This window comes from Blastococcus tunisiensis, assembly GCF_900112815.1.
Taxonomy (GTDB): Bacteria; Actinomycetota; Actinomycetes; order Mycobacteriales; family Geodermatophilaceae; genus Blastococcus_B; species Blastococcus_B tunisiensis.
Map to the genome: position 1 here is coordinate 77,604 of NZ_FOND01000002.1, position 21,578 is coordinate 99,181.

The 21,578-nt window shown below is 73.3% G+C and carries 16 protein-coding genes; 12 read left to right on the forward strand and 4 right to left on the reverse strand.

Annotated features, from left to right (window positions below; genetic code table 11):
- Both BM142_RS25465 and BM142_RS02835 read left to right on the forward strand, forming a co-directional pair.
- Complete coding sequence (locus tag BM142_RS25465; protein WP_092195278.1) at positions 1–2,046, forward strand: TPM domain-containing protein; 2,046 nt, start codon at positions 1–3, stop codon at positions 2,044–2,046.
- Between the two features lie 232 nt (positions 2,047–2,278).
- The gene (locus BM142_RS02835; protein ID WP_092195279.1) at positions 2,279–3,049 is read left to right on the forward strand and encodes a VOC family protein; all 771 of its coding nucleotides are present in this window, start codon (positions 2,279–2,281) and stop codon (positions 3,047–3,049) included.
- 35 nt (positions 3,050–3,084) lie between these two features.
- Here the strand turns inward: BM142_RS02835 and BM142_RS02840 are convergent, their stop codons facing one another.
- From BM142_RS02840 to BM142_RS02855, 4 genes are all read right to left on the reverse strand, one after another.
- A complete protein-coding gene (locus BM142_RS02840; protein WP_254790490.1) occupies positions 3,085–3,513 on the reverse strand; it encodes a PPOX class F420-dependent oxidoreductase in 429 nt (142 codons plus the stop codon).
- Positions 3,514–3,557: 44 nt separating this feature from the next.
- The gene (locus BM142_RS02845) at positions 3,558–5,294 is read right to left on the reverse strand and encodes an RNA-binding domain-containing protein (RefSeq protein ID WP_092195281.1); all 1,737 of its coding nucleotides are present in this window, start codon (positions 5,292–5,294) and stop codon (positions 3,558–3,560) included.
- Between the two features lie 82 nt (positions 5,295–5,376).
- Positions 5,377–6,345: a pirin family protein gene (locus BM142_RS02850; RefSeq protein WP_092195282.1), complete on the reverse strand. Its 969-nt coding sequence runs from the start codon at positions 6,343–6,345 to the stop codon at positions 5,377–5,379.
- Positions 6,346–6,396: 51 nt separating this feature from the next.
- Positions 6,397–7,410, reverse strand: coding sequence for a pirin family protein (locus tag BM142_RS02855; RefSeq protein ID WP_092195283.1), 1,014 nt, complete (start codon positions 7,408–7,410; stop codon positions 6,397–6,399).
- Positions 7,411–7,566: 156 nt separating this feature from the next.
- Between BM142_RS02855 and BM142_RS02860 the strand changes: the two genes are divergently transcribed.
- The 10 genes from BM142_RS02860 (at position 7,567) to BM142_RS02905 (ending at position 21,578) form a co-directional block, all read left to right on the forward strand.
- Complete coding sequence (locus BM142_RS02860; protein WP_092195284.1) at positions 7,567–9,168, forward strand: circularly permuted type 2 ATP-grasp protein; 1,602 nt, start codon at positions 7,567–7,569, stop codon at positions 9,166–9,168.
- The gene (locus BM142_RS02865) at positions 9,162–10,112 is read left to right on the forward strand and encodes an alpha-E domain-containing protein (protein ID WP_092195285.1); all 951 of its coding nucleotides are present in this window, start codon (positions 9,162–9,164) and stop codon (positions 10,110–10,112) included. The genes BM142_RS02860 and BM142_RS02865 overlap by 7 nt, the downstream gene beginning before the upstream one ends.
- Positions 10,113–10,164: 52 nt before the next feature.
- Positions 10,165–11,064, forward strand: a complete 900-nt coding sequence (locus BM142_RS02870; protein WP_092195286.1) for a transglutaminase family protein — start codon at positions 10,165–10,167, stop codon at positions 11,062–11,064.
- 122 nt (positions 11,065–11,186) lie between these two features.
- Positions 11,187–13,076 carry a clostripain-related cysteine peptidase gene (locus BM142_RS02875; RefSeq protein WP_092195287.1) on the forward strand — a complete coding sequence of 630 codons (1,890 nt, stop codon included), beginning with the start codon at positions 11,187–11,189 and terminating at the stop codon, positions 13,074–13,076.
- A 25-nt stretch (positions 13,077–13,101) separates the two neighbouring features.
- Positions 13,102–14,922, forward strand: coding sequence for an ABC-F family ATP-binding cassette domain-containing protein (locus BM142_RS02880; RefSeq protein ID WP_092195288.1), 1,821 nt, complete (start codon positions 13,102–13,104; stop codon positions 14,920–14,922).
- A 546-nt stretch (positions 14,923–15,468) separates the two neighbouring features.
- Positions 15,469–18,345, forward strand: a complete 2,877-nt coding sequence (locus BM142_RS02885) for a Na+/H+ antiporter subunit A (RefSeq protein ID WP_092195289.1) — start codon at positions 15,469–15,471, stop codon at positions 18,343–18,345.
- Complete coding sequence (locus tag BM142_RS02890) at positions 18,342–18,899, forward strand: Na(+)/H(+) antiporter subunit C (protein ID WP_092195290.1); 558 nt, start codon at positions 18,342–18,344, stop codon at positions 18,897–18,899. The genes BM142_RS02885 and BM142_RS02890 overlap by 4 nt, the downstream gene beginning before the upstream one ends.
- Positions 18,896–20,650, forward strand: a complete 1,755-nt coding sequence (locus BM142_RS02895) for a Na+/H+ antiporter subunit D (RefSeq protein ID WP_217640540.1) — start codon at positions 18,896–18,898, stop codon at positions 20,648–20,650. Before BM142_RS02890 ends, BM142_RS02895 begins: the two co-directional genes overlap by 4 nt.
- Positions 20,647–21,240 (forward strand): Na+/H+ antiporter subunit E, encoded by a 594-nt coding sequence (locus BM142_RS02900; protein ID WP_092195291.1) that lies wholly within the window; start codon positions 20,647–20,649, stop codon positions 21,238–21,240. The genes BM142_RS02895 and BM142_RS02900 overlap by 4 nt, the downstream gene beginning before the upstream one ends.
- Complete coding sequence (locus BM142_RS02905) at positions 21,237–21,578, forward strand: MrpF/PhaF family protein (protein WP_092195292.1); 342 nt, start codon at positions 21,237–21,239, stop codon at positions 21,576–21,578. Before BM142_RS02900 ends, BM142_RS02905 begins: the two co-directional genes overlap by 4 nt.

A 21,578-nucleotide genomic window follows, 5' to 3' on the forward strand; every position in this document is an offset into this window, starting at 1 on the left:
GTGCGCCGGCTGTTGGTGGTCCTGGGTGTGTCCGCCCTGCTCGTGCTGAGCGGCGGAACCGCGCTCGCGGACCCGCCGTTCCGGCTCGGCGAGCAGGTCGTCGACCAGGTCGGGGCGCTCAGCGGCAACGAGGCGCAGGTCGACGAGGCGCTGGAGGAGCTGCGCGCGGAGGACGGCACGCAGCTGTTCGTCGTCTTCGTGAACAGCTTCGACGGCGCGTCCGGTGACGAGTGGGCGGAGGCGACCGCCCAGGAGTCGCAGCTGGGTGGGAACGACGCCCTGCTCGCCGTCGCCGTGGTCGACGGCGCCTACGGGTTCCAGCTGCCGTCGAACTCGGACCTGACCGACGCCGAGATCGCCCAGGCCGTGGAGCCGGCCTTCGGGGAGGGCGACTTCGCCGGCGGGGTGGCCGCGTTCGCGGACGTCCTCCGCACCGGCAGCGCGGCCGGCGGGAGCGGATCGGACGGCGGCTCCGGCGGCGGTGGGGCGCTGCTCGTGGTGGGCGGTATCGCCGTGGTCGGGGGCGGGATCTACCTGGTCAGCCGCTCCCGGCGCCGCGCGAAGGAGGGGCAGCCGCCGCCGGTGACCCGGATCGAGCAGGCCGACCCGTTCCCCGGGGAGTCCACCGAGCAGGTGCAGTACCGCGCCAGCCAGGCGCTGCTGGAGCTGGACGAGGCGATGAAGACCTCGCAACTGGACCTCGACTTCGCCCGCTCCCAGTACGGCGAGCAGGCGGTGACCGGCTTCGGGGCGGCGCTGGCGGCCTCCCGCGACGAGCTGTCCCGCGCGTTCACGCTGCGCCAGCAACTGGACGACGACGTCGCGGAGGACGAGCCGACCACCCGGCGGATGCTCGCCGAGATGCTCGCGCTCACCGACTCGGCCGGCGCCCGGCTGGACGAGCAGGCCGACGCGTTCGCGCAGCTGCGCGACCTCGAGCACACCGCGCCGCAGGTGCTCGACGCGCTGGAGCCGCGGATCGCCGAGCTGCATGCCCGCATCCCGCAGGAGGAGCAGCGGCTGGAGCAGCTGCGGCAGCGGTTCGCCGCCTCGGCGGTGGCGCCGGTCGCCGACAACGTCACCGAGGCGCGCGCCCGGCTGGCCGCCGCCGAGCAGGAGGTGCAGGAGGCGCGCACCGCCCTCGCCGGGCCGGAGCCGGGCACCGCGGTGGGCGACATCCGCGCGGCCGAGGACGCCGTCGCGCAGACCGGCACGCTGCTCGACGCGGTCGGCCGGCTGGCCGACGACCTCGATGCGGCCGGGAGCAGGGTGGCGGAGGTCCGGACCGAGACGGAGAAGGACCTGGCCGAGGCGCGGTCGCTGACCGCCTCGGGTGCCGGCAGCGGGCTGGCCCCGCAGATCGCCCGGGCGGAGTCCGCGCTCGCCTCGGCCGACGCGGCGCTGGCCGGGCCGCAGCCCGACCCGCTGGCCGCGCTGCGGCAGCTGGAGGAGGCCGACATCGCGCTGGAGCAGGCCCTCTCGGTGGCCCGCGACGCACAGACCCGGATCCGCCGCGCCGCCGCGGGTCTCGACCAGGCGCTGTCCACCGCCCGCTCGACGATCGCGGCGGCCGCCGACTTCATCGGCACCCGGCGCGGGGCCGTGGGCCCGGAGGCCCGCACCCGGCTGGCCGAGGCCCAGCGGCACCTCGACGTCGCCGTCGACATGGGCCGCGACGACCCGGTGACCGCCCTGCGGGAGGCGCACCAGGCCACCACGCTGGCCCAGGCGGCGCTGGACCGCGCGCAGGACGACGTGTCGAGCTGGTCCGGCGGCTACGGCGGAGGCCCCGGTGGCTTCGGCGGCGGCTACGGCCCAGGGGGCCCCGGGTACCGGCGGGGCGGCGTGGACCTCGGCAGCCTGGTCCTCGGCGGGATCCTGCTCGGCGGTGGCCGGGGCCACGGTCACGGCGGCTTCGGGGGCGGCTTCGGCGGCGGTGGCTTCGGCGGCGGTGGCTTCGGCGGGGGTGGTGGCTTCGGCGGGGGCGGGCGCTCGGGCGGCGGCAGCTTCGGTGGCGGCGGCAGGAGCGGCGGCGGCCGGTTCTGAGACCCCATGGCCTTCGGCCGCCTCGAACGATGAAAGTCGCCGACTTCCTTCACAGCCGCCGCCGCTCCCGGTTCAGCCCGCCCGGCCGAGGGTCTCCGCGGGGGCGTGCGCAGCGGTGACCGCGGTGCTGCGCTACCTGGACACCGTGCCCGGCCGCTGAGGCCGCGAGGTCTGGGAACTGTCGGACCCCGGTGGCACCGTGACCCTCCTCACAACCCTACGAGGAGGAGCGATGCCCACCCGAGACACCCCCTGGCCGAACGGCACGCCCTGCTGGATCGACATCGGCGTCCCCGACGTCGATGCGGCGAAGGCGTTCTACACGGCCCTGTTCGGCTGGGAGTACAGCGGCGGTGACCCCGCGTTCGGGGGCTACCTCAACGCCACGCTGGGCGGCCGGACGGTCGCCGGCCTGGCGCCGCAGCAGGACCCGGACGACCCGCCGCGGTGGACGACGTACTTCGCGACCGACGACGCGGCGGCGAGCAGCGCGCGCATCCGCGACGCTGGCGGAACCGTCCTGGTCGAGCCCATGGAGGTCGGGCCGATGGGATCGTTCGCGGTCGCGCTGGACCCGCAGGGCAACCCGTTCGGGCTCTGGCAGGCCGGTGGGCACACCGGCTACCAGCTGCACAACGAGCCCGGGGCGCTGGCGTGGAACGAGGCGATGGTCGACGATCCCGCTGCCGCCAGGGAGTTCTACACCGCCGTCTTCGGCTTCGTCTTCGACCAGATGGCGCCCGAGGACGGCGCCGGGTCCGACTACGCCACGTTCGGCACCGGGGGCAACCCGCTCGGCGGGCTCGGCGCCTCGGACCCGAGCATGCCGAAGGGCTGGCTGACCTGCTTCGCGGTGGCGTCCACCGACGAGACGGTGGCCGCCGTCGAGGCGCGGGGCGGGAAGGTGGTCACGCCGGCGGAGGACACCCCGTTCGGTCGCTTCGCGATCGTCGAGGACCCGTGGGGCGCGGCCTTCGAGGTGATGGCGGAACCGGCCGGCTGAGCCGGAGGGGCGGCGCGAGCGGGGCGCGCCGCCCGCTACCCGGGGAGCTGGCCGTAGGCGTGGTCGGGGCGGAAGCGGACGACCAGGCGCCGGTCGGCGACCATCGCGGCGCGGTAGTCGTCCCAGTCCTCGTGCTCGCCGTTGATGCCGCGGTAGTAGGTGACGAGCTCCTCGACCGTGGCGTCGTGCGGGTCCGCGGCGACCGGGGTGAGCTCGGCGGTGCCCTCGACGGCGACCCAGGTCCAGAAGTCGCGTGAGGCCACGTGCAGGGTGACCCGCGGGTCACGCTCGAGGTTGCGGGTCTTGGCGCGGTCGGCGGTCACCGACACCCGCACCACCCCCTCGTCGCCGTCGTAGGCGTAGCCCACGTTGGACAGCTGCGGCCGGCCGTCGCGCTTGACGGTGGCCAGCACGCCCCACCGGTTCTCGGCCAGGAACGCCAGCATCTGAGAATGGATGATCACGACGCAACGGTATCCATCGTGGATGCGAAGGCGTGCGCTTCCGCTCACTTCTTCTTGCGAGGTCGCTTCTCGGGGAAGCTTGGGCCGGGCCCGTACTTGACCGCCACGCCGCGCTGCTGCTCGGAGACGCGGACGAGGATCTCGCGGCCCACGAACTCTCGCAGGATGTCGCGAGCTTGGTATACATCCACATCGAAAACGCGCTGGACGGTGCTGTTGTTGATGGTCCCGTACTCGCGTACATGCTCGACAATCTTGCGATTGACGTCTGTTGTGGCTCGGCGGTGGTACTTGACGGCTGGTCCGAGAGCGGCGAGTGCCGCGCTACGCAACCGATAGGTCGGGTGCCTTCGGGCCACTGTGCCCGCCGTTGGTTCCAGCAACTCGGCGTCACCGGAACTAAGTCTGCGCAGCACCCCCTCCGTGCCCTGCAGGTCCCGTTGGATGACGTCGGCTGCTTGCGTGGCGGAGATGGTCTTCTGCTCGCACAGCATCCGCACGATCAGGAGCGTGTCCGTGTCTTCGCGCTCAGCATCTGGGAGCTCGGCAATGAACCGGGTGATGCGAGCGTTGGGAGGGCCACCTCGGAACGTCACTCGGGTTCCGAGGCCCGGGTGGTCTTCCTCGGTGACCTCTGGGACGGAGCGCCCGCTTCGAACCATCTCGCGGAACATCCGGTCGACGCCCTGGCCAAGTTCTTCGGCCAATCCGAGGATGCGAAAAGCTGTCGCTAGCGATGGGAAACGAGCGCGCGAACCGGCGGTCAAGATGTTCTGGGGCGTAATGCCTGAGACCAGCGGCCCAGGTGAAGTGACGGTGAGCACTTCGGGTGAGTGTTCGATCTGGACCGGGCGCTTCTCTCGGTAGTCGCCGTGGATGACGGCATTTGCGAGAGCCTCGCGGACGGCCACGCTCGGGTAATCCTCGACCTGCAACTGTTGTCCGCTGCTCGTGTTCACGGGCGTGATGCCATTCCTGGCGGCGACCGCATCGATCGTTTCGGCAAAACTCAGGATCAGCGGCGTCCCCCATCGCCTTACCGCACTCGCTTCACCGCCAGGCGTGGCGCGGTACTGGTAGACGATCACCTCAGCGTTGGCAGACGTGGCCGCGCGGCAGAGCAAGATCTCCCCAGCCCGTGTCAAGCGATTGCGTGTCCCGGTCACGATCTTGAGTGCCTTGGCGAGATCGAGGGTGTCAGCGTCGGCTAGCTTTCGCCGGGTCTCGTCGGGTGCTCCCCGTAGAAGGCTGCGTGCGCGCAGCAGAGCGTCGGGATCGATCTCGTCGATGCCTCGGTCCGTTGGCTGTACGGTCCAGTCGTTGCCGCGGCGCTCGTCGTCCAGTCGGCTCACGTCTGCCGGCCGCATGGGCAGACACTGATCGTTCCAGCGCCGAGTCACGAGCCCCTTCTTGGTCGAGTAGACGTCCAAGCCCTGCGGGACACGAATGACCAGCAGGCGGTGCCCTTCGAACGGCAGGTCTTCGACGTCCGTGACGAGGGCTGGCTCGGTCAAGGCGTGGATGCGGCTACGCAGATCCTCGATGTCCACCGTGGCGCCGACGAATGCGGCCGGCCCAGTTCCGCTATCCGTGATGCCCACGACGATGGTGCCACCGCCAGCGTTGGCGAAGCACACTGAAGCCTCGGCGAGGTCTTGCGCGGTTTCCTTGGTGTGCGGTTTCTCGGTCTTGAAGTCAAGGCTCTGGCCCTCGAGGCTCGAAGCTGACCTGCTGCCCTTCCAGATCAGGGAGAGCGTCTTGAGGAGGTCCTGCGTTGCCATGCCTTTGAGTCTCCTTTGGGGGAAGTGAAAGTCTGTCACAACTCCCAAAGGCGCGTCAAAGGAGCATCGGCCACCTTCGTCGTCAGCGCTCCCGACCCCGGGCCTTGAGCGGGACCGGCGGGAGCGGCGGTGCCTCCAGGCGCGCGCCGTCGTAGCCGAGCACCGCGCCGAACCGGTCGGACTCGGCGTTCCACTGGCCGGCGTAGTCGGCGATCTCCTCGCCGGACCGGCCGACGAAGTTCCACCACATGACCAGCCGCTCCTCGAACGGCTCGCCCCCGAGCAGCAGCAGCCGGCTCGCCTCGGCAGCCGTGAGCCGCAGCGAGCCGCGCCCGGTGCCGAGGTAGAGCATCGCGCCCCGCTCCAGCGGCGCGCCCTCCACGGTCACCGTCCCCGAGGAGGCCAGGAGCCCGTACTCGAAGTCCGGCTCCAGCGGCACCTCGACGTCGGCGCCGGCCGCCACGTCGAGGTCCACGCCGACGAGCGGGCTGAAGGCGGTTCCGGGCGAGGCGGCGCCGGCGAAGGAGCCCATCAGCACGGTGGCGGTGACGCCGTCCGACGTCCAGCCGGGCAGCGTGCCGTGGTGCTCGAAGGCGGGCGCGGTCTCGCGGTGCGCGTCGGGGAGCGCCACCCACAGCTGCGCGCCGTGCAGGTAGCGGGGATGGCTGACCGGTGACTGCTCGGCGTGCGAGATCCCGTGGCCGGCGGTCATCAGGGCAAGCTGCCCCGGGCCGAACCGGACGTCGCTGCCGAGGGAGTCCAGGTGGTGCACCTCGCCCGCCAGCAGCCACGAGACGGTCTGCAGCCCGGTGTGCGGGTGCGGGGCGACCTGCATGCCGGGGGAGTCGGCCACGTCGTCGGGGCCGTAGTGGTCGACGAACGCCCAGGCGCCGATCATCCGGCGGCCGAGGGTGGGCAGCAGCCGGCGGACCCGCGTGCTCTCGCCCAGCAGCACCTCCTTGCCGGGCAGCAGGTCCAGCGCCGGGCCGGCGGCGGTGGCCTCGAGGCCGCCCAGCTCGCGGGCGGCGGGACGGCGATCGAGGTTGCTCATGACTCCTCCTCCGGGGCCACGGCCTCCAGGGCCGAAAAGGCCACTTCGGCCCTACTGCGGGTGCTGGCCAGTCTCGCCCCGGACGTCCCCGTGCGGAACCGGCGCCCGCCGCCCGTACGCGGCGGGGATCGAGCCGAGGCGGCCGGCCTGGTGGTCGGTGAAGGCGTCGATGACCTCCTGGCGGGTGTTCATCACGAACGGCCCGTACATGGCGATCGGCTCGCGGATCGGGGCGCCGCCGAGGATCACGACGTCCAGCGCGGGCGTGCGCGACTCCTGGTGGACGGCGCCGTTCACCGTCACCGTGTCGCCGGGGCCGAGCACCGCGAGCTGCCCGGTGCGCACCGGGGCGCAGTCGATGCCGACCGAGCCCGCGCCGGAGAGCACGTACACCAGCGCGTTGAAGTCCGGCCGCCACGGCAGGTCCAGGGTGGCGCCGGGGGAGACCGTCGCGTGCACCATCGCCATCGGCGTGTACGTCGAGCCCGGGCCGGTCTGCCCGGCGACGTCCCCGGCGATGACCCGCAGGAAGGCGCCGGCGTCGGGGCTGGCCAGCAGGACCGACTCGTCGGCGCGCAGGTCCTGGTAGCGCGGCTCCACCCACTTCTGCGCGCGCGGCAGGTTCACCCACAGCTGCAGGCCGTGGAACAGACCCCCGCTGACGACCAGGTGCTCCGGCGGGCGCTCGATGTGCAGGACCCCGCCGCCGGCGGTCATCCACTGGGTGTCGCCGTTGCTGATCGTGCCGCCGCCGCCGTGGGAGTCGGCGTGCTCGAAGGTGCCGTCGATGATGTAGGTGACGGTCTCGAAACCGCGGTGCGGGTGCCACGAGGTGCCCTTGGGCTCGCCCGGCGCGTACTCGACCTCGCCCATCTGGTCCATGTGGAGGAACGGGTCGAGGTCGCGCAGGTCGACGCCGGCGAACGCGCGGCGCACCGGGAAGCCCTCGCCCTCGAAGCCGGACGGCGCGGTGGTGACCGAGCGGGTCCGGCGGCGGACCGTGCCCGGTGCCGGGAGCGGTACGCGGGCGAGCGTGGTGGTGTCCTCGACGGTCACGGCGGGCATGCCGGCCTCCTCGGTTGAGTGTTCAACTATTGTCGACCGTAACCCCTCCCGGCCGAGTTGTCTTCCCCCCTCGCGGCGGGGTCGGCGCGCCGGGCCGACGTGGGCACCCGGGTGCCCGAAACGCGCGGGACACACGTCGTCACTAGGTTCGACACCATGGCGGACCTCTTCGACGGCTACTCCCTGGGGGAGCAGTGGGACGAGATGTTCGGCGGGGTGGGGCAGCCACGGGCGGCCTACGCGGGGTTGTTCGCCTCGCTGCAGCCCATGGCCGGCGAAGAACTGGCCGCCCGCGCCGACGTCCTCTCCCAGACCTACCGCGACGCGGGGGTGACCTTCGCCCACGCCGGTGAGGAGCAACCCTTCCCGCTCGACATCGTGCCGCGGGTGATCGGCGCCGAGGAGTGGGCGGTGATCGAGCGCGGGGTCGCCCAGCGGGTGCACGCGCTGGAGGCCTTCCTCGCCGACGTCTACGGGGCCGGGCAGGTCTTCGCCGACCGGGTCGTCCCGCGCAGCGTGGTCACGACCAGCGCGCACTTCCACCGCCAGGCGCACGGGCTGGTGCCGCCGAACGGGGTCCGGGTGCACGTCAGCGGCATCGACCTGGTGCGCGACGAGGCCGGTGACTTCCGGGTGCTGGAGGACAACCTGCGCTCGCCGTCGGGCGTCAGCTACGTCATCACCAACCGCGCCGCGATGAGCCAGGTGCTGCCCGAGCTGTTCGCCGACCACCGCATCCAGCCGGTCGCGGACTACCCGTCGCAGCTGCTGGCCGCGCTGAAGGCGTCCGCGCCGTCCAACATCCCCGACCCGACCGTCGTCGTCCTCACGCCCGGCGTCTACAACTCCGCCTACTTCGAGCACGCCCTGCTGGCCCGCCAGATGGGCGTGGAGCTGGTGGAGGGTCGCGACCTCGTCTGCGCCGGCAACCAGGTCAGCATGCGGACGACGGACGGCCAGCAGCGGGTCGACGTCATCTACCGCCGGATCGACGACGAGTTCCTCGACCCGGTGCACTTCCGGCCCGACTCGGTGATCGGCTGCGCCGGCGTGCTGAACGCCGCGCGCGCCGGCCGGGTCACCATCGCCAACGCCGTCGGCAACGGGGTCGCCGACGACAAGCTGATCTACACCTGGGTGCCCGACCTGATCCGCTACTACCTGGGGGAGGAGCCGGTGCTCGACAACGCCGACACCTACCGGCTCGACGAGCGGGACACCGTGGAGTGGGTGCTGGAGTCCCTCGACCAGCTGGTGCTCAAGCCCGTCGACGGCTCCGGCGGGAAGGGCATCGTCATCGGCCCGCGGGCGGACGAGCAGACGCTCGGGGAGCTCGCGGTCAAGGTGCGGGCGCGGCCCCGCGACTGGATCGCCCAGAAGCCGATCGGGCTGTCCACCTGCCCGACGCTGATCGGCGGCCGCATCGCGCCCCGGCACGTCGACCTCCGGCCGTTCGCCATCAACGACGGCGACAAGGTGTGGGTGCTGCCCGGCGGGCTGACCCGCGTCGCGCTGCCCGAGGGAGAGCTGGTGGTCAACTCCAGCCAGGGCGGCGGGTCCAAGGACACCTGGGTGCTCAGCCCGCCGCGGCAGGCCGCCGAGCCCGAGCCCGAGCTCACCACCATCGAGTTCACCGCCGCCGACCTGCCCGAGGACCCGCCCCTGCAGGACCCGGGCCCGCTGAGCGATCCCGTGGTCGGCCAGGGCCAGCAGCAGCAACAAGGGGCGGTCGCGCCCCCCGGGAGGTCGCCGTGCTGAGCCGGATCGCCGAGTCGCTCTTCTGGATCGGCCGGTACGTCGAACGGGCCGATGACACCGCCCGCATCCTCGACGTGCACACCCAGCGCCTGGTCGAGGACCCGTGGATCGACGAGCGCCGCGCCTGCGCCAACCTGCTGGCGCTCATGGGCTCCCCGACGCCGGAGTCGGAGGCCGACACCGAGCGGGTGCTGGGCAGCCTCGCGTTCGACCGGGGCAGCCCCAGCTCGATCGTCGGCGCGCTCTCGGCGGCGCGGGAGAACGCCCGCGGCGCCCGCGAGGTGCTCAGCGCCGAGATCTGGGAGTCGCTGAACGTCACCCACAACGCCCTGCCCCAGCAGCGGACGATGGCCCGCCGCTACGGCCCGCACTCGCTGTTCCGGTTCGTCCGCGAGCGCTCGGCGATGGTGTTCGGGCTGGCCGACGCGACGATGAGCCGCGACGAGAGCTGGCTGTTCCTCATCCTGGGCCGCTCGCTGGAGCGGGTCGACATGACCTCGCGGATCATCTCCACCCGGGTGCTGGCCGGGGACGCCGCGCCGTCGTGGACCCTCGTGCTGCGCTCGACCGGCGCCTACGAGCCCTACCTGCGCACCTACCGGGGGATGGTGAACAGCAGCCGGGCCGCGGAGTTCCTGCTGCTGGACCGGCTGTTCCCGCGCTCGGTGTTCGCCGCTCTGGAGCAGGCCGAGGCGTGCCTGGCGGAGCTGGAGCGCTCGACGGTGCGCGACGCCGCCCGGATCGGCGTCGCCGGCGAGGCCCACCGGATCGTCGGCCGGGCCCGCACGATGCTGGAGTTCATGAGCCCACCGGAGCTGCTGGCCCAGCTGCCGGCGCGGCTGGAGGAGCTGCAGCGCACCTGCTCCGCGGCCAGCGCAGCGGTCACCCACCGCTTCTTCACCGAGCAGGCACCCCAGGTGTGGGTGCCGGAGGAGGCGGTATGAGCCCGGCCACCACCGTGCCGGCCCCGGCGGGCGCGAGCGACGGAGGTCACCGATGACCCAGGTCCAGGCGCAGACGTTCGAGGCGACGGCGGCGGCGCGACCGGCCGCGCACCGGTGGCGGCTGCAGGTCGTGCACCGCACCCGGTTCCACTACACCGGCCCGGTGCGCGCCAGCTACAACGAGGCGCGGCTGACCCCGGAGAGCAGCAACCGGCAGACGACGCTGCGTTCCAAGGTGGAGATCGAGCCGGCCGCCACCGCCTACGCCTACCGCGACTACTGGGGCTCCACGGTCACGGCGTTCGACCTGCACAGCCCGCACGGGGAGCTGGTGGTCACCGGGACCTCGATCGTGGAGGCCGGGCCCGACCTCGGCGGCCACGACCGGGTGGGCTGGAGCGGGCTGCGGGCCCGCGAGGTGCGGGAGCAGTTCGGGGAACTGCTCACCCCCACCGCGCTCACCGCCATGGACGACGACGTGGTGGCGCAGGCGCGGGCGGCCGTCGGGGACGCCCATCCGCACGAGGCCGGCCCGCTGATCTGCCGGTTCGTCCGCGCGCACATCGACTACCTGTCCGGTGCGACGAACGTGAAGACCAACGCCATGCAGGCCTGGAGCAAGGGCCAGGGCGTCTGCCAGGACATCTCGCACGTCACCGTCGGGCTGCTGCGCGCGCTCGGCCTGCCCGCCCGCTACGTCTCCGGCTACCTGCACCCCACGCCCGGCGCGGAGATCGGCGAGCCGGTGACCGGGGAGAGCCACGCCTGGGTGGAGTGGTGGGACGGTGGGTGGAACGCCTTCGACCCGACCAACTCCGTCGAGATCGGCACCCGGCACGTCACCCTCGGGCGGGGCCGGGACTACGGCGACGTCCCGCCGTTCAAGGGCCTGTTCTCCGGGTCGAGGAGCGAGGGGCACACCGTGACGGTGGAGGTCACCCGGCTGGCGTGACGAGCACCCCCGCCCGCGGCGGGACCCGGCAGGGGTCCCGGCGCGCCGCGGGACGGACCGTCGGGTCTCTGTGACACTGCGTCACGGTTCGCCGGTCGGCGGGCCGCGACGAGCGGAGCGTCATGCGACGGCAGTGGTCGGTCCTGGGGATGTCGGCGGCGCTGCTCGCGGCGGGATGCACGGCCGACGGGGAGACGGCCGCACCCTCGGGCGAGGGCTGGACGGTGCTGGTCTACTCCATCGCCGACACCGACCTCGAGCCCTTCCTGCTCGACGACCTGGCCGAGTTCGCCGAGGTCGGCTCCACCGAGAACCTGCAGATCGCGGCCATGGTGGACCGCGCCGCCGACTACAGCGCCGACCCCTTCCTGGGCCTGGACGACTGGGTGGGGGCGAAGTACCTGTCCATCGGCCAGGGCGAGGCCACCGAGCTGGCCGACCTCGGCGACGTCGACACCGGCGACCCGGCCGCGCTCGCCGACTTCATCGCGCAGGGCGTCGCCGACCACCCGGCGGAGAACTACGCGCTGGTCGTCTCCGACCACGGCGCCTCCTGGCCCGGCGTCGGCGGCGACGAGGGCTCCGGCCACAGCATCCTCACCCTCGACGAGCTGCGCGGCGGCATCGCGGACGGCCTGGCGGAGGCCGGCGTCGACCGGCTGGACCTGCTCGGCTTCGACGCCTGCCTCATGGCGACCTACGAGACGGCCAGCACCATGGCCCCGCTGGCCGACCGGCTGATCGCCTCCCAGGAGCTCGAGCCCGGGCACGGCTGGGACTACCGCGCGTTCTCCGTGCTCGCCGACGACCCGGCCACCGACGTCGACACCCTCGGGACCGCCATCGTCGACGGGTTCGCCGCCCAGGCCGCGGAGGAGGGCACCGGCGCGGACATCACGCTGTCGATGATCGACCTGCACGCCATGGCCGACGTCGACGCCGCGGTCGCGGACTTCAGCGCCGCGCTGAGCGGCCGCGCGGCCGCGGTCGCCCCGGTCGTGGGCCGGGAGCGCGCCCAGGTGCTCTCCTTCGGCCGCGACCCCGACCCGGAGGTCGACACCCACATGGCCGACCTCGGCCTGCTCGCCGCGGAGATCGGGGTCGGGGCCCTCGACGTCTCCGACCAGGCCGACGCGCTCATCCGGGCGATCGACGACGCGGTCGTCCACGACGTCGCCGGCCCGGCAGCCCGCGGGGCGAGCGGGCTGTCGATCTACTTCCCGCCGACGGCGGACCTGCTCAGCCCCGACTACGCCTCGGTGGCCAGCAGTCGCGCCTGGGGGGAGTTCCTCACCAGCTACTACGCGGCCGGTTCGGAGATCCCCGCCGAGCAGCAGCCGGCGTTCGTGACCGCCGACGGCGAGGCGGAGTACTTCTTCGACGACTACGGCCTGAACGTGCAGGCGGCCTTCGACGCAGCCGCCGCGGACAACGTCACCTGGGCGGGCATCAGCTACGGGGAGGTCGGCGAGGACGGCTCGGTGACCTTCTTCGGCGAGGAGCAGGCCGAGGTGTCCGCCGACGGCTCGGGGACGGTCCTGGGCAGCTTCGACCTCACCGTCATGAGCATCAGCGACGGCGTCGACTCCTCCTACGCCTACCTCACGCTGGCCTACGACGACGACGCCGAAGTGGCCACGATCGACGTCCCGCTGGCCTACTACGCGCCGGGGGAGAGCGAGGAGTACCGCGACGTCACGCTGACGATCACCTTCGACCCGGAGACCGGCGACGTCGTCAACGAGACCTACTACTCCGCCACGGAGGCCGGGACGTACGGGGAGCTCACCGCGGACCCGGACGGCATCATCGTGCCGAAGCTGCTGGTGGTCTCCGCCGACGGCACGCAGTCGTGGGAACCGGCCACCGACGTCGGCCTCTTCGCCGATCTGCCGAACCTGCAGTACGACTTCGAGCAGCTGGGCTCCGGCACCGAGCTGTACACCCAGCTGACCGTGGAGGACTTCGGCGGCAACACCGACTCGGTCTCGGTGGTCGTGGCGGTGCCGTAGCAGACGACCTGGGACACTGGGGGTGATGAGCGCACCCCTGAACCTGGTCAACTTCGAACGGGTGCACAAGGCCTTCGGCACGACGGTCGTCCTCGACGACGTCTCCCTGGGCGTCGCCGCCGGCGAGCGGATCGGCGTCGTCGGCCGCAACGGCGGCGGCAAGAGCACCCTGCTGTCGCTGCTCACCGGGACCGACGACCCCGACTCGGGGCGGGTCACCCGGCGCGGCGACCTGGCCATGGGCGTGCTGGACCAGTCCGGCACGCTGCCCCCCGGGACGACGGTGCGCGACGTCGTGCTGCCGCCGTCGATGTTCGCCGCCGAGCACGAGTGGGCCGGTGACCCCGCCGTCCGCTCGGTGCTGACCGGCCTCGAGCTCGACCGGCTGGGCCTGGACGCCCCGGTGGGCCCGATGTCCGGTGGCGAACGTCGCCGGGTCGCGCTGGCCGCCCAGCTGATCCGGCCGCTGGACCTGCTGGTCCTCGACGAGCCGACCAACCACCTCGACGTCGAGGGCGTGGCCTGGCTGGCCGAGTACGTGAAGGCCCGGCAGGGCGGGATGGTGGTCGTCACCCACGACCGGTGGTTCCTCGACGAGGTGTGCACCACGACGTGGGAGGTCGCCGACGGCAGCGTGCACGCCTACGAGGGCGGCTACTCGGCGTACACCCTGGCCCGGGCCGAGCGGGCGCGGATCTCGGCGGTCACCGAGGAGCGCCGGATGAACCTGGTGCGCAAGGAGCTGGCCTGGCTGCGCCGCGGCCCGCCGGCCCGCACCAGCAAGCCGAAGTTCCGCATCGAGGCCGCGCAGGCGCTGATCGCCGACGAGCCACCGGCCCGCGACTCGATGGCGCTGAAGGGCTTCGCGGCCCGGCGGCTGGGCAAGAGCGTCTACGACGTCGAGGACGTGGACTACGCGGTCCCGACCGACGAAGGCCCGCGCACGCTGTTCCGCGACCTCACCTGGCAGGTCGGCCCGGGCGACCGGATCGGCATCGTCGGGGTGAACGGCGCCGGCAAGACGTCGCTGCTGAAGCTCCTGGTCGGTGAGACGCAGCCGGACGCCGGCCGGGTCGTCGTCGGCCAGACGGTGGCGCCGGCCTACCTGTCGCAGCACGTCACCGAGCTGCCGCCGCGCGCCCGCGTGCTGGAGGCGGTGCAGGACGTCGCCCGCATCGCCCGGATCGGCAACCAGGAGATCTCGGCGTCGTCCCTGGCCGAGCGGTTCGGCTTCGCGGCCAACCGGCAGTGGACGCCGGTCGGTGACCTCTCCGGTGGCGAGCGGCGCCGGCTGCAGCTGCTGCGGCTGCTCATGGCCGAGCCGAACGTGCTCGTGCTCGACGAGCCGACCAACGACCTCGACATCGACACCCTGACCGCGCTGGAGGACCTGCTCGACAGCTTCCCCGGCACGGTGCTGGTGGTCAGCCACGATCGCTACTTCGTGGACCGGGTGTGCGACAAGGTGGTCGCGCTGCTCGGCGACGGCAGCCTGGCCGAGCTGCCCGGCGGGGTGGACGAGTACCTCCGCCGCCGGGCCGCCGGTGGCGCGCCGCTGACCACGGCGGCCGGGGACGGCGGTCCGCGCCCGGTGGGCGCCCCGTCGACGGCGGCCCCCGCCGTGTCGGCGGCCGAGGCGCGGGCGGCGAAGAAGGAGGCCAGCCGGCTGGAGCGGCGGATGCTCAAGCTGGACGCGGACGAGAAGAAGCTGCACGAGCAGCTGGCCGCGGCCGCCGCCGACTACGGGAAGGCCGCTGAGCTCGACGCCCAGCTCAAGGCCGTGCACGCGGAGAAGGAGGAGGTCGAGGAGGCCTGGCTGATCGCCTCCGAGACCGCCGAGGGCTGAGCCGCCGGACCGCAGGCACCTGCTCGACGCAGTCGGCCGCTGCCCACCGTGGTGGGCAAGGCGCCGCCGGGCCGCAGGGACCTGCTCGATGCAGTCGGCCGCTGCCCACCGTGGTGGGCAAGGCGCCGCCGGGCCGCAGGACCTGCTCGACGCAGTCGGCCGCTGCCCACCGTGGTGGGCAGGCGCCGCCGGGCCGCAGGGACCTGCTCGACGCAGTCGGCCGCTGCCCACCGTGGTGGGCAAGGGCCGACTGCGCACGGAGCGGGTCGAGGCAGGCGGGTCCGGGCGGCGGACGCGACCCGGCTCGCGGGTGGCCGACCGCGGCCGGCATCTTCCCTGGCACACGCCTGTGCTCTGCCCACGGGCGGTAGGCAGGGCACGCGTCTCCGCCGGGGTGCGGTCGGGTCGCCGCCTCGGCACGGTCGCGCCGGTCCCCTGGTCACGCCGGGCGGCCGCTGAGCTTCCCCCCGTATCCTGGGATCACCGCCGCCGGTGTCCTCCGACGTCTGTGGTCGTCCCCGAGCCCCATGAGACTCCCGGAGACCCGTGCTCGCCGTTCTGCTCCTCCACCTGGTGGCCGCCGTGCTGGCCCCGGTCCTCGTGCGGTGGTGGGGGCGTACCGCGTTCCTGGCGCTGGCCGTGGTGCCCGCCGCGGGCTTCGGCTGGGTCCTGAGCCGGCTGCGGACGGTCACCGCGGGCGGTGAGGTCACCGAGCGGATCCCCTGGGTGCCGGCGCTGGACCTGGAGGTGGCGCTGCGGCTGGACGCCCTGTCGCTCACCTTCGCGCTGCTGGTCACCGGTGTGGGTGCGCTGGTGCTGCTGTACTGCGCGCGGTACTTCGAGCCCGACGACGAGGGCAGCGCCCGGTTCGCCGGGAACCTCACCGCGTTCGCCGGCTCCATGCTCGGCCTGGTCCTCGCCGACGACCTGCTGCTGCTCTACGTCTTCTGGGAGCTGACGACCGTCTTCTCCTTCCTGCTCATCGGCGGGGCGGGGACCAAGCTCGCCGCCCGGCGCGCGGCCAGCCAGGCGCTGATCCTCACCACCGCCGGCGGGCTGGCCATGCTGGTCGGGCTGATCATGCTCGGGGAGACCAGCGGCAGCTACCTGCTGTCGGAGGTCATCGCGGACCCCGGCAGCGGTCCCCTCCTCGTCGCCGGGACGATGCTCGTCCTCGCGGGCGCGGTGACGAAGTCGGCGATGATCCCGTTCCACTTCTGGCTGCCCGCGGCCATGGAGGCGCCGACCCCGGTCAGCGCCTACCTGCACGCCGCGGCCATGGTGAAGGCCGGCATCTACCTGGTGGCCCGCCTCGCGCCCGGGTTCGCCGAGGTCCCCGGCTGGCGGCCGGTCGTCCTCGGGCTCGGGCTGGCCACGATGCTGGTCGGCGGCTACCGCGCGCTGCGGCAGAACGACCTCAAGCTGCTGCTGGCCTTCGGCACCGTCAGCCAGCTGGGCTTCCTCATGGTCCTGGTCGGCAGCGGCAGCCGGGAGCTGGCGGCCGCCGGGCTGGCGATGACGCTGGCGCACGCGCTGTTCAAGTCGACCCTCTTCCTCACCGTGGGGGTGGTCGACCACGCGACCGGGATGCGCGACCTGCGGAAGCTCTCCGGCCTCGGACGGCGGCTGCCCTCGCTCGCCGTGATCGGCACCCTGGCCGCCGCCTCGATGGCCGGGCTGCCGCCGCTGCTGGGCTTCGTCGGCAAGGAGGCGGCCTTCACCGCGCTCTGGGACGGCGGGCTGCCCGACCGCACCGCCGCCGCCGTCGTCCTGACCGGTCTGGTGCTCGGCTCGGTGCTCACCGCCGGCTACACCGCCCGGTTCCTGTGGGGAGCCTTCGCCCGCAAGCCCGGCTGCGCCGACAGCGACCTGGTCCACCCGCCGGGCGCGCTGTTCCTGGCCGCTCCCGCGACGCTCGCCCTGATCGGCCTGCTCGCCGGACCGTTCAGCCCGCTGCTGGAGCCCCTGGTCGCCGGCTACGCCGACACGATGCCGCTGCTGGCCCCCGAGGCGGAGAAGCTGGCGCTGTGGCACGGGCTGCAGCCGGCGCTGCTGCTGTCCGCGCTCACCCTCGCCGGCGGTGCCCTGCTCTTCGTCGTCCGGCGGGGGGTGTTCCGGACCCAGCGGCGGATGGCCGTCGGCGCCTCGGCGGACGAGGGGTACTGGAACACGTTGCAGGCCCTCGACCGCCTCGCCGTGCTGGTCACCGGCACCACCCAGCGGGGCTCGCTGCCGGCCTACCTCGGCACCATCCTCGTCGTCGTCCTGGCCCTGCCGGGGTCGGTGCTGCTGTTCCGGGCGCCGTGGCCCGGGGAGTGGCGGGCGTGGGACAGCCCGATCCAGGCGCTCGTCGGCGCGGTGGCGCTGATCGCGGCGGTCCTGGCGCTGCGGATCCGCCAGCGGCTGTCGGCGGTGCTGGTCGTCGGGGTCACCGGCTACGCCCTCGCGGTGCTCTTCGCCCTGCAGGGCGCGCCCGACCTGGCCCTCACCCAGTTCCTGGTCGAGACGCTGACGCTGGTGGTGTTCGTGCTGGTGCTGCGCAAGCTGCCCAAGGACATCACCGAGCGGCACCGGCCGCGGGAGCGCGCCGGACGGGGGGTCGTCGCCGTCGCCGTCGGGGCGCTGATGGCCGCGGCGGGCGCGGTGGCCATGAGCGCCCGCACCGCCACGCCGGTGTCGGTGGACTACCCCGACGCCGCCTACGACCTCGGCGGCGGCCAGAACGTGGTCAACGTGACGCTGGTCGACATCCGCGCCTGGGACACCCTCGGCGAGATCTCGCTGCTGGTCGTGGCCGCCACCGGCGTGGCCAGCCTGGTGTTCCTGCGCCGGCGCACCGGCAGCGTCGACCGGATCGACCCCGTCCAGCTGGCCCGGCAGCAGCGCACCTCGCGGCGGGCGCCCCGCGGGCAGTGGCTGGCCGCGTCCGCGGTGCTGGCGCCGGAGCGGCGGTCGGTGATCCTCGAGGTGGTCACCAGGATCCTGTTCCACACGATCCTGGTGTTCTCGATCTTCCTGCTGTTCAGCGGCCACAACGAGCCGGGCGGCGGCTTCGCCGGGGGGCTGGTCGCCGGTCTCGCCCTGGTGCTCCGCTACCTGGCCGGTGGCCGCTACGAGCTGGGCGAGGCCGCCCCGGTCGACCCGGGTTTGCTGCTGGGCGTGGGGCTGCTGTTCTCCGGCGGCACCGGGGTCGTCGGGCTGGTGCTCGGCGTCGAGGTGCTCCAGACGGCGATCCTGGAGACGACGCTGCCGGTGCTCGGCGACGTCAAGCTGGTCACCTCGCTGTTCTTCGACATCGGCGTCTACCTGATCGTGGTGGGGCTGGTCCTCGACATCCTCCGCAGCCTCGGCGCCGAGCTGGACCGCGAGGTCGACGAGGACGACCCGATCGACGCCGCACCGGGAGAGGTGATCGCCCGATGACCCCCACCGTCGTCCTGCCGGTGATCATCGGGGGCCTCTACGCCGCCGGTGTCTACCTGCTGCTCGACCGCAGCCTCACCCGCGTCCTGCTGGGCTTCCTGCTGCTCGGCAACGCGACCAACCTGCTGCTGCTGTCCGCCGGCGGCCCCGCCGGCCTGGCCCCGATCCTGGGGTACGCCGAGCCCGAGGAGATGAGCGACCCCCTGCCCCAGGCCCTGATCCTCACCGCGATCGTCATCACCTTCGGCATCGCGGCGTTCGTGCTGGCGATCATCTACCGGTCCTGGCGGCTGGTGCGCCAGGAGGTGATCGAGGTGGACGAGGAGGACCGCCGCGTCGCCGCCCGGTCGCAGACCGACGCCGACGACATCGACCCCGACGACCTCGCCCCCGAGGACCGGGCCGCCATGCACGCCGACACCTTCGCGGCGGACAACGGCGACGGCGACGGGGTGGACCCGGACCTGGACGTCGAGCGCCGGCTGGCGCGGCGGTACTCCGGTATCCCCTCCGACGACGTCGACCTGCCCCCGACCCGGCGGAGGAACCGGTGATCCGGGTCCTCACGCCGTTGCCGGTGCTGCTGCCGCTGCTCGGTGCGGCCGCGGCGCTGCTGGTCGGCGGCCGGCACCCACGGGTGCAGCGCGCGCTGAGCATCGTCGTGCTGGCCTCGGTGCTCGCCGTGGCCGTCGGACTGCTGCTGCTCGCCGACCGGGACGGCGCGGACGCCGTCCCGGTCGGCGGGTGGCCGGTGCCGCTGGGCATCGTGCTCGTCGTCGACCGGCTCTCGGCGCTGATGCTGGTCGTCGCCGCCACCGTGGCGCTCGGGGTGCTCGTGTTCGCGGTGGGCCAGGGCGCGGCCGACGGCGACGAGGAGACGCCGATCTCGATCTTCCACCCGACGTTCTTGGTGCTCATCGCCGGCGTGGCCAACGCCTTCCTGGCCGGCGACCTGTTCAACCTCTACGTGGGCTTCGAGATCCTGCTGACGGCCAGCTACGTGCTGCTGACGCTCGGCGGATCGGCGGCGCGCATCCGGGCCGGCATCACCTACATCATCGTGAGCCTGCTGAGCTCGTTGCTGTTCCTGGCCGCGATCGGCCTGGTGTACGGGGCCACCGGCACGGTGAACATGGCGCAGCTGGCCGTGCGGCTCGGCGAGCTGCCCGAGGGCACCCAGGTGCTGCTCCAGTCGATGCTGCTGATCGCGTTCTGCATCAAGGCGGCGGTCTTCCCGCTCTCGGCGTGGCTGCCCGACAGCTACCCGACCGCACCCGCCCCGGTCACCGCGGTGTTCGCCGGCCTGCTCACCAAGGTCGGGGTCTACGCGATCATCCGCACGCAGACGCTGCTGTTCCCCGGGGGTGCGCTGGACGAAGTGCTGATGTGGGCGGCGCTGGCCACCATGCTGATCGGCATCCTGGGCGCGGTCGCGCAGACCGACATCCGCCGGATCCTGTCCTTCACCCTGGTCAGCCACATCGGCTACATGGTGTTCGGCATCTCGCTCGCCTCCCAGGCGGGCCTGGCCGGGGCGCTCTTCTACGTGGTCCACCACATCGCCATCCAGACCACGCTGTTCCTCGTGGCCGGCCTCGTCGAGCGGCAGGGCGGGTCGACCGGCGTGGACCGCCTCGGCGGGCTGGCGACGGCGTCCCCGCTCCTGGCAGTCCTGTTCTTCGTGCCGGCGATGAACCTCGCCGGGATCCCGCCCTTCTCCGGGTTCATCGGGAAGCTGGGCCTGCTCGAGGCGGGCATCGCCGACGGCGGGTGGCTGCCGATCGTCCTGGTCGCCGGCGGCGCGGTGACCAGCCTGCTCACCCTGCTGGCGATCTCGCGGGTCTGGAGCCGCGCCTTCTGGCGGCCCCCGGCCCAGGCGCCGGCCGACGAGTCCTCCGACGCCGCGGCGGCCGATGCGGGGCCCGAGCTCGCCCCGGCCCCGGCGCCGGGTCCCGCGCACGAGCAGGAGCCGGTGGAGGAGAAGGAGCCGGTGCCCGCCGGGTCGCCGGCCGACGCCGCCGGGGTCCGCGCCGAGGCCCGGCGGGCTGCCTGGGAGCGGCACACCGCCGTCGCGACGGCCACCTCGCCGGTGACCGACGGGCTGGGCGGCGAGGCCGCGCGGGAAAGGCCGCTGCGGCCGCTGCCCCGGGTGATGGTGGGCTCCACCGCCGCGATGGTGGTGGTGACCGTCGGGCTGACCGCGCTGGCGGGGCCGCTCTACGGCGTGGCGGAGCGGGCGGCGGGGGACCTCCGGGACCGCACCCCCTACATCTCCTCGGTCTTCCTCGGGGAGGAAGTGCCGTGAGCGTCGACGCCGGCACCCCGGGGCCAGCGCACCGGCTCCGGCACCAGCTGCCGCTGCTGGTGTGGCTGGTGCTGGTCTGGAACCTGCTGTGGGGCACCTGGTCGTGGGCCAACCTGATCAGCGGCGTGCTCGTGGCACTGGCCGTGACGCTGCTGCTGCCGCTGCCGCCCGTGGTGGGCGGCGCCCGGGTGCGCCCGGTGGCGCTGGTCCGCTTCCTGGGCCACTTCGTGTACGACCTGATCAAGTCGGGTGCGCTGGTGGCGTGGCAGACCGTCCGGCCCCGGGGCATCGACCGGAGCGCGATCATCACGGTGCAGCTGCGCACCGACTCCGACCTGCTGCTGACCATCCTGGCCGAGTCGCTGACCCTCGTGCCCGGCTCGATGGTGATCGACCTGGACCGCGAGCGGCGCACCCTGGGCCTGCACATCCTGCACGTGGTCGACGAGGGCGACGTCGAGGCGCAGCGCGCCTCGGTCCTGGCGGAGGAGGAACGCGTGGTGCGGGCCTTCGGCTCACCGGACGAGATCGCCGCGCTCGACCTCGCGCCGGGCGAGCGCAGCCACGGCGCCGGGCGGAGGACGCCGTGACCGTCGTCTTCTGGCTCGCCTACGGGATGCTCGGCGTGGGGGCCCTGCTGACCCTCGTGCGCCTCGGGATGGGCCCGTCGCTGCTCGACCGGGTGGTGGCCACCGACACCCTGCTGGTCATCATCGCCGCCGGGCTCGCCGTCCACGCCGGCCTGCAGCGGGACCCGACGGTGGTCCCGGTGCTCGTGGTCGTCTCGCTGCTGGCCTTCGTCGGCTCGGTCTCGGTCGCCCGGTACATCGGCGGCATGCTGCTGCGGTCCGCCGGTGACGGCCAGGACGTCGGGCTGCCGGAGGCGGCCGAGGAGCGGGCCGCGCGGAGCCTGGAGGCCGACCGGTGA

What these genes read in the sequence shown, in the direction of transcription:
- BM142_RS02835 (WP_092195279.1), top strand. Translation starts at nt 2,279, where the DNA reads ATGCCCACCCGAGACACCCCCTGGCCGAACGGCACGCCCTGCTGGATC.
- BM142_RS02845 (WP_092195281.1), bottom strand. Translation starts at nt 5,294, where the DNA reads ATGGCAACGCAGGACCTCCTCAAGACGCTCTCCCTGATCTGGAAGGGC.
- BM142_RS02850 (WP_092195282.1), bottom strand. Translation starts at nt 6,345, where the DNA reads ATGAGCAACCTCGATCGCCGTCCCGCCGCCCGCGAGCTGGGCGGCCTC.
- BM142_RS02855 (WP_092195283.1), bottom strand. Translation starts at nt 7,410, where the DNA reads ATGCCCGCCGTGACCGTCGAGGACACCACCACGCTCGCCCGCGTACCG.
- BM142_RS02860 (WP_092195284.1), top strand. Translation starts at nt 7,567, where the DNA reads ATGGCGGACCTCTTCGACGGCTACTCCCTGGGGGAGCAGTGGGACGAG.
- BM142_RS02870 (WP_092195286.1), top strand. Translation starts at nt 10,165, where the DNA reads ATGACCCAGGTCCAGGCGCAGACGTTCGAGGCGACGGCGGCGGCGCGA.
- BM142_RS02875 (WP_092195287.1), top strand. Translation starts at nt 11,187, where the DNA reads ATGCGACGGCAGTGGTCGGTCCTGGGGATGTCGGCGGCGCTGCTCGCG.
- BM142_RS02880 (WP_092195288.1), top strand. Translation starts at nt 13,102, where the DNA reads ATGAGCGCACCCCTGAACCTGGTCAACTTCGAACGGGTGCACAAGGCC.
- BM142_RS02890 (WP_092195290.1), top strand. Translation starts at nt 18,342, where the DNA reads ATGACCCCCACCGTCGTCCTGCCGGTGATCATCGGGGGCCTCTACGCC.